The sequence below is a fragment of the Methanothrix sp. genome, assembly GCA_029907715.1.
Classification (GTDB): Archaea; Halobacteriota; Methanosarcinia; order Methanotrichales; family Methanotrichaceae; genus Methanothrix_B.
The window spans coordinates 1-6,742 of sequence record JARYLI010000030.1 but is presented as its reverse complement, the minus strand read 5'-3'; the positions used below and the strand labels follow the sequence as shown (position 1 = coordinate 6,742).

Annotated in this window: 5 protein-coding genes; 3 read left to right on the top strand and 2 right to left on the bottom strand. The window is 53.5% G+C overall.

Features of this window, described 5'->3' with window-relative positions; all coding sequences use genetic code 11:
• Positions 1-215 precede the first annotated feature (215 nt).
• Positions 216-2,033: a glutamine--fructose-6-phosphate transaminase (isomerizing) gene (gene glmS / locus QHG98_09610; protein MDH7597971.1), complete on the bottom strand. Its 1,818-nt coding sequence runs from the start codon at positions 2,031-2,033 to the stop codon at positions 216-218.
• Positions 2,034-3,218 (bottom strand): sugar phosphate nucleotidyltransferase, encoded by a 1,185-nt coding sequence (locus QHG98_09605; GenBank protein ID MDH7597970.1) that lies wholly within the window; start codon positions 3,216-3,218, stop codon positions 2,034-2,036. It abuts the gene before it with no gap.
• A gap of 84 nt (positions 3,219-3,302) precedes the next feature.
• On the opposite strand from QHG98_09605, the gene QHG98_09600 reads away from it, so the two are divergent.
• The 3 genes from QHG98_09600 to QHG98_09590 are packed head-to-tail and all read left to right on the top strand — an operon-like array spanning position 3,303 to position 6,464.
• A complete protein-coding gene (locus QHG98_09600; protein MDH7597969.1) occupies positions 3,303-4,424 on the top strand; it encodes a glycosyltransferase in 1,122 nt (373 codons plus the stop codon).
• A 52-nt stretch (positions 4,425-4,476) separates the two neighbouring features.
• On the top strand, positions 4,477-5,454 hold the full coding sequence (locus QHG98_09595; protein MDH7597968.1) for a glycosyltransferase: 978 nt from the start codon (positions 4,477-4,479) through the stop codon (positions 5,452-5,454).
• A 44-nt stretch (positions 5,455-5,498) separates the two neighbouring features.
• Positions 5,499-6,464 carry a glycosyltransferase family 4 protein gene (locus tag QHG98_09590; GenBank protein MDH7597967.1) on the top strand — a complete coding sequence of 322 codons (966 nt, stop codon included), beginning with the start codon at positions 5,499-5,501 and terminating at the stop codon, positions 6,462-6,464.
• Positions 6,465-6,742: the final 278 nt, after the last annotated feature.

Genomic DNA, 6,742 nt, shown 5'->3' with positions numbered 1-6,742 from the left:
TTAATATCGTATAATCTTGTATCCCATCTCTTAAGCATGTTATTTGCTTGTTTTATGGTATATTAAAATTTATCTGAATTTAACTTTGGAATACAGCATATTCTAATATTAGCATATTAGACACACCCTGGTAATAAAATGACTGGAGGATTCAGGTGCTGGGAGCATACTCCAACCCTGCATACGCTGGCGGTTCAGGCTGAGCCGGCTGCTTTTCACTCCACAGTGACGCTCTTCGCCAGGTTTCTGGGCTTGTCGATATCCCTTCCAAGGATCTGTGCGGTGTAATACGCGAGGAGCTGTGCCCCCACGGTGCAGAGGACCGCGGAGAATACCGGCAGCGTATGGGGGAGTTCAACGACGGTATCGGTGATCTCTGCTGCCTCCCTGTCGCCCTCGCCAGCGAACGCTATCACCTCCCCGCCGCGTGCCCTGACCTCCTTCATGTTGGAGTATATCTTCTCCCCGCAGGTCGCGAACGCGACGACAGGGGTGCCTTCGGTGATCAGTGCAAGAGGCCCGTGCTTCAGCTCGCCCGCAGGGTATCCCTCCGCTGGTATATACGCGATCTCCTTCATCTTCAGAGCACCCTCAAGAGCTATCGGATAGAGGATATCCCTGCCTATGAAGAAGTATATGTCCGCGCCAGAGAACCTCTGAGCTATCTCTCTTATCTGATCCCTCCTCTCAAGAACGGCCTGTATGAGCCCTGGCAGGCGCGAGAGCTCTCCGAGCAGTCTCCTGCCCTGCTCCGGAAGCAGGTGGTTTCTGGCCCGGCCAAGCCTGATCCCAAGAAGAAACAGCGCAACGAGCTGCCCGACAAACGTCTTCGTGGCCGCTACCCCGATCTCAGGGCCGCATCTTGTGTATATCGTGGCATCGACGATCTCTGTTATCGAGCTCCCGACTACATTGGTTATCGCCAGGCTCTTGACGCCACATGTCTTCGCCTTCTTGAGCGCCATGAGCGTGTCCGCGGTCTCCCCGGACTGCGATATCGCCACCAGGAGCGTTCCGGGGCGGAGCTGCATGTGCTGGAACTCAGACGCGACCTCAACATCGACGGGCAGGCCAGCAGTGCGAGGGAAGAAGTAGCGTGCCAGAAGGCCTGCGTGGTATGATGTGCCGCACGCAAGTATCGATACCCTCTGCAGGGTCTGTATCTCCCACTGGTTGAGCCCCAGGTCGAGCCTGACGTCGCCCTCCATCTCAGAGATCCTGCCTGCGAGCGTCTCCTGAACCGCCCTTGGCTGCTCGTGGATCTCCTTGAGCATGAAGTGAGGGTAGCCGCCGCGCTCCGCAGCATCCGCGTCCCATGTGATGCGCTCAACCGCTGGCTCACGCACCGCTCCCGAGATATCCATTATCTCGATCTTATCCCTGTGAACTACCGCTATCTCCCCATCCCTGAGCCTTATTACGTCGCGCGTGTACGGCAGTAACGCAGGGACATCAGAGGCGATGTAGTTCGAGGATCCGCCGATCCCTATCACCAGCGGGCTGTCCTTTCTCGCGCATACGAGGTACGGAATACCAGAGGCCATGACAACTATTGCGTAGGATCCTCTGACATCCTTCAGGGCTCTCGAGACCGATGCTGCAAGCTCCCCGTTTGTCTCCCCATTGTAGTAGTAATTGATGAGGTGCGCCAGAACCTCGCTGTCGGTCTCCGATGCGAAGACATACCCCCTGTCCCTGAGCTGCTCCCTGAGCTCGAGATAGTTCTCGATTATCCCGTTGTGCACAACCGCTATGCTTCCAGAGGTGTGCGGATGCGCGTTCTCGTCGCTGGGCCTCCCATGCGTGGCCCATCTGGTATGTCCTATCCCCATTGAGCCGCCGGGCTCCCCCATGGATCTGTAGACGATCTCGAGATCTGAGATCCTCCCCGCAGCCTTCAAAACCTCCATGCTGCCGTTCGATGATACAGCTATCCCTGCGGAGTCGTAGCCCCTGTACTCGAGCCTCTTGAGCGTATCGAAGAGTATGGGGCCAGCCTTCTCGGTGCCTATGTAGGCCACTATCCCGCACATCTAAACCACCCGACTCCCCCGCTCCACACTGCCCCGGATCGTAACACCGGCTCCGATTTTAGCAGATGATCCCACAATGCTGCATGGAAGCATGAGAACTCTGCTTCCCGCCACCACAGAATCGCCGAGCACTGCACCAAACTCCGCTCTGTAGAACTCCCCCTCCACCTCTGCCAGTGAGCTGCCTGCTTCTATCAAACACATATCTCCAAGGCAGCAGTCCTCTCCGATCACAGAGTCTGATATAACAGACATCGATCCTATCCTTGAGCCTCTCATCAGGATGCTGTTCCTGATCTCTGTGAACGAACCCACACGTACCGAGTCCCCGATGGTCGTTGAGGGGAGGATCGTGACATTCGGGCCTATGTCGCATCCCTCTCCTATGAGAACAGGCCCTATTATGTATGAGCCGGATCTGATCAGGCTGCCCCTTCCGAGCGAGACCTGCCCACGGATTACCACGCCATCCTCGATCTCACCCTGGACCTCTGTTTTTGTCAGGCCAGCTGCGATGCTGTTTGCAGCTAGCAGATCCCAGGCGAAGACCGCATCTCCCCAGATGCCCTTCGTGACGACAGCCCTGATCCTCACACCCCTCTCAATCATCTGGCTCAGTGTCCGGGTGATCTCATAACCCCCGCGCTCTGATATGGGCGTCTTCGGTATCTCCTCGAAGATATCGGGCATCATCTTGTACGCGCCAGTGTTCACGATCCCCGCGCAGGCCCTCCCCGGCTTCTCGTGTATCTGCTTTACCGCATCTCCATCTACAACAAGAACCCCGTAATCCCCCGCATGCTCCCTGAGCGCGCCGAGGATGACGTAATCGCCATCCGCGCTTAAAAGATCCCTTACCGCCCTGCTGTCCAGGATGTTGTCGCCATTCACGACCAGAAACTGATCATCGATGTGCTCCTGGGCCCTGCGGAGCGCGTGTGCTGTGCCAAGACGCTCCTCCTGGAAGACGTATGTTATGCGGGCGCCGAACTTCACGCCATCCTCGAAGTAGTCCATCACCCGCTCCTTCTGATACCCGACGACAGCCACGATCTCATCTATCCCGTTGTCCACAAGGGCTCGGACGACATGCTCCATGAACGGCATGTTCGCCAGTGGCAGCATGACCTTCGGCCTGGTCTGGGTCAGGGGCCTGCACCTGTGCCCCTCTCCGGCAGCAAGTATGACAGCCTTCAGATTCTCACGCCCTGAACAGAGACCAGATATGCAGCTAGTTTATATATTTTGGTGATTCTCCTCCGATCGCCAATGAAGATACTGGTCATACCGACAACTGACTGGATAAGACATCCGTTTCCGAACAGGTTGAACTTCATATTCGATATAATCGCGGAGAGGCATGAGGTGCAGGTTTTGCACTTCGAGCTCTCGAAGTTCAGAGATAACAGCCCGAGATGGACGAGATGCTCTCTTTTGAGGGCAGGATCCTCCAGGGCTGAGGACCCCTCCCTTTACTACATAACAAGCGCTTTATCCCATCTCCGCGTGATCCGCGATGCTGCCAGGGACTCTGATGTGATTCTATCAGCGAACATCCTCCCCTCATTCATGGCGAACCTCACAGATACGCCCGTGGTCTTCGACTATCTCGATCATCTGGAGGAATCCGCATCCATATACTACCCGGGCTCGCTCTTCGGCAGGGCTGTAAAGCTCGGGGTCAGGGCTATCACCAGATACAACCTCAGGCACGCCAGGGCTGTGATAACCGTGACCCAGGAGCTCAAAGAGTACCTCAGAAACATCGGCGTTCGTGATGTGGAGATCATTCCGAACGGCGTGGACACGAGCCTTCTGAAACCTATTGATGCTGGAGAGGCAAAGAGCGCTCTCGGTCTTGAGGGGGATGTGATCGGTTACGTCGGATCGCTGGAGTACTGGGTCGATCTCGAGACCGTTGTGAGCGCTCTGCCAGATCTCGATGTCACACTCCTCGTTGTGGGCCCGAGCCTGTTCACGGATTACGGCGAGCGCATAAAGGATATGGCCGAGCGGCTCGGCGTTGGAGAGAGGGTGATCTTCACGGGAGCTGTGCCGTACGCGGAGCTCGGCAGGTACATATCTGCGATGGACATAGGCCTCAACCCCCTGAGAATGATGAAGAAGAACGAGTATGCTGCTGGAGGGAAGATCTTCAACTACCTCGCATGCGGCAGGCCTGTTCTCACCACAAGAATGCTCTCGCTCGAGCGGCTTCTCGGGGACAGCCTGTACTACTATGATGACAGGGATAGCTTCATATCGCAGGTGAAGCGTATCCTGGAGAGCCCGCAGGATCAGAGAAGATACAGGGAGATCGCTGAGAGGTATGACTGGCGCGCTCTGGCAGCCAGGTACGAGAGCGTTCTGAGGAGGGCTGCAGAAGATTGATGATGGAGGATGAAGCGCAACCAAAGTTGCTCGATGTTGGAGATGGGTGCAGATGAAGGTGCTGCTTCTCGCGAACCAGCCGGAGAAGACGACGAGGCTCAGGCTCTTTGAGGCGACGCTGAAGGAGCTGGGGTACGAGACGATCGTGCCGAGGTTTGATACAGTCAACTGGATCTCCATCGCAAGGAAGGCCAGAGGGATCGTTCTTAAGGAGAGGCCTGATATCGTTCATCTCTTCAACGTTCCTGATGTGATTTACCACTGGATTCCCTCTCTTAGAGGATCGGGATACAGACGCCTGATATACGATTACAGATCTCCATGGGGCGTGGAGACGCAGCTGCGCTTCGGCTCCATCGCAAAGAGTGCATGCGAGCGCTTCGAGCGGCAGCTGGCTGAGGCGGCTGATGTGATAACCACTGTGAACACCCCCTTGAAGGAGAAGGCGATGTCGTATGCTCCAGGGAAGGAGATTCGCGTGATTCCAAATTACCCGCAGAGGAGCTTCGCAGAGCCTGGAGACGATATCGAGCCGGAGAACGTGGTGATCTTCGTCGGGAGAGTGTGCGAGCAGGAGGGCATCGATTCTCTTTTAAGAGTCGCGCGGGATCTCCCGGATCAGGAGTTCTGGATCGTTGGAGGCGGGCCGTTCGCGTGGTGGTATCTCCGGAGAAAAACAGAAAATGTTAAAGCGCTCGGCTGGCAGCCTCACAGCAGGGTCGCAGCGCTTGTCAGAAGAGCCAGAATCTGCATAATCCCGAGAAGGGAGAACGCGCTTACGCCGTACTCCACAGACAAGAGCATATGGAAGCTGAACGAGTACCTGAACCTGGGCAGGCAGGTTGTCGCCTCCGGAATCACCCTGGAGGAGAGGAGGAAGAACCTGTGGGTTGTGAGGAGCACAGAGCTGAGAAGAGCAGTGGAGGAGAGCATGGAGAGGGAGCCTGAGAAAATGAAAGAGAGCGACTACAGGTTCTGGGAGGAGAATACGGAGCTGGTGGAAGAGGTGTACGAGAGGGTGTGGGGATGAAGGCAGGCATCTGACAGCTATTCGTGATCTAAAAGGCGTCATCTATGAGAGTAGCATTCGTATATTACGATTATTCATCATTTGTCGAGCAGGATTATGAGATCCTCTCCAGGCATTTCGATGTGGAGAGGGTGCAGTACAGTAAGCCGGGCGATATCTTTGAGATGGCGTCTTCCATATCGCGCTCTGATATTGTATTCAGCTGGTTTGCCGCTGGCCATTCTTTTCTGAGTGTAATGCTTTCCAGGATATTTGGGAAAAGGTCTGTGGTGGTGGCGGGTGGCTACGATGTTGCATTCCTTCCTGATATTGGATATGGTCAGTATACGCAGGGATGGATTAAACGGAAATACACAGATCTGGCATTGGAGAATGCTGATGCGGTTCTGGCGGTTTCGCAATTCACCAGAGAGGAAGTCCTCAAAAGGACGAAACCAAGACGTTTGGAGGTCGTCTACAACGGCGTAGATACAGAGAAGTTCCATCCGAAGGGAGAAAAAGATGATCTGGTACTTACAGTCGCCTCAGGTTCAACAAATGTCATCAAGCTGAAGGGATTGGATACCTTTGTTGAGGCTGCATATTTGCTTCCGAATGTTAAATTTTTGATAATTGGAGTTCGTGGAGATGTATTAAATATTCTGAGATCAAAAAGCCCTGAGAACGTGAAGATCTTAGGACGTGTTTCACGGGATGAGCTCGTGGAATACTATCAAAGAGCAAAGGTGTACTGTCAGCTCTCCTATGTCGAGTCGTTTGGTATGGCTCTTGCAGAGGCGATGGCATGCGGATGTGTTCCTGTGGTCACAGATCGAGGGGCGCTTCCTGAGGTTGTGGGGGATACAGGTTTCTATGTTCCATATGGCGATGAAAAGGCAACGGCTAAGGGTATAAGAAAAGCACTCAAGTCTAATAAAGAATACCAAGCAAGAAAAAGAATAAAAGAGAATTTTCCTTTACATAAAAGAGAAGCAGCAATAATGGAGGTTATCGATTCGGTTCATGACTAAGTTGTTTGCAGTTGTTAATGGGATCATTCTGGAAGATCTTGGTGAGAATGTATCTCCTACGTATACGAGAATACATTATCTGCTCAATGGTTTAAAACAATTTTCAGATATAAATCTTAGTTCAGTCTCCTACAGGCTGGTTGAGAAAAGAGATATCCTTTACAGAGTGTATAACAACATCCAGAAGACTTTAGCAGTTATTGCTGTGTTGGATAAGTAGCTTTATATTCATATATTCTCTCTTATTCTTTCAAGAATCTTCGTCATAATGTTATACG

Excerpts from the sequence above, each read along its gene's own strand:
- QHG98_09600 (MDH7597969.1), top strand. The coding sequence starts at position 3,303 with ATGAAGATACTGGTCATACCGACAACTGACTGGATAAGACATCCGTTT.
- QHG98_09595 (MDH7597968.1), top strand. The coding sequence starts at position 4,477 with ATGAAGGTGCTGCTTCTCGCGAACCAGCCGGAGAAGACGACGAGGCTC.
- QHG98_09590 (MDH7597967.1), top strand. The coding sequence starts at position 5,499 with ATGAGAGTAGCATTCGTATATTACGATTATTCATCATTTGTCGAGCAG.
- glmS (MDH7597971.1), bottom strand. The coding sequence starts at position 2,033 with ATGTGCGGGATAGTGGCCTACATAGGCACCGAGAAGGCTGGCCCCATA.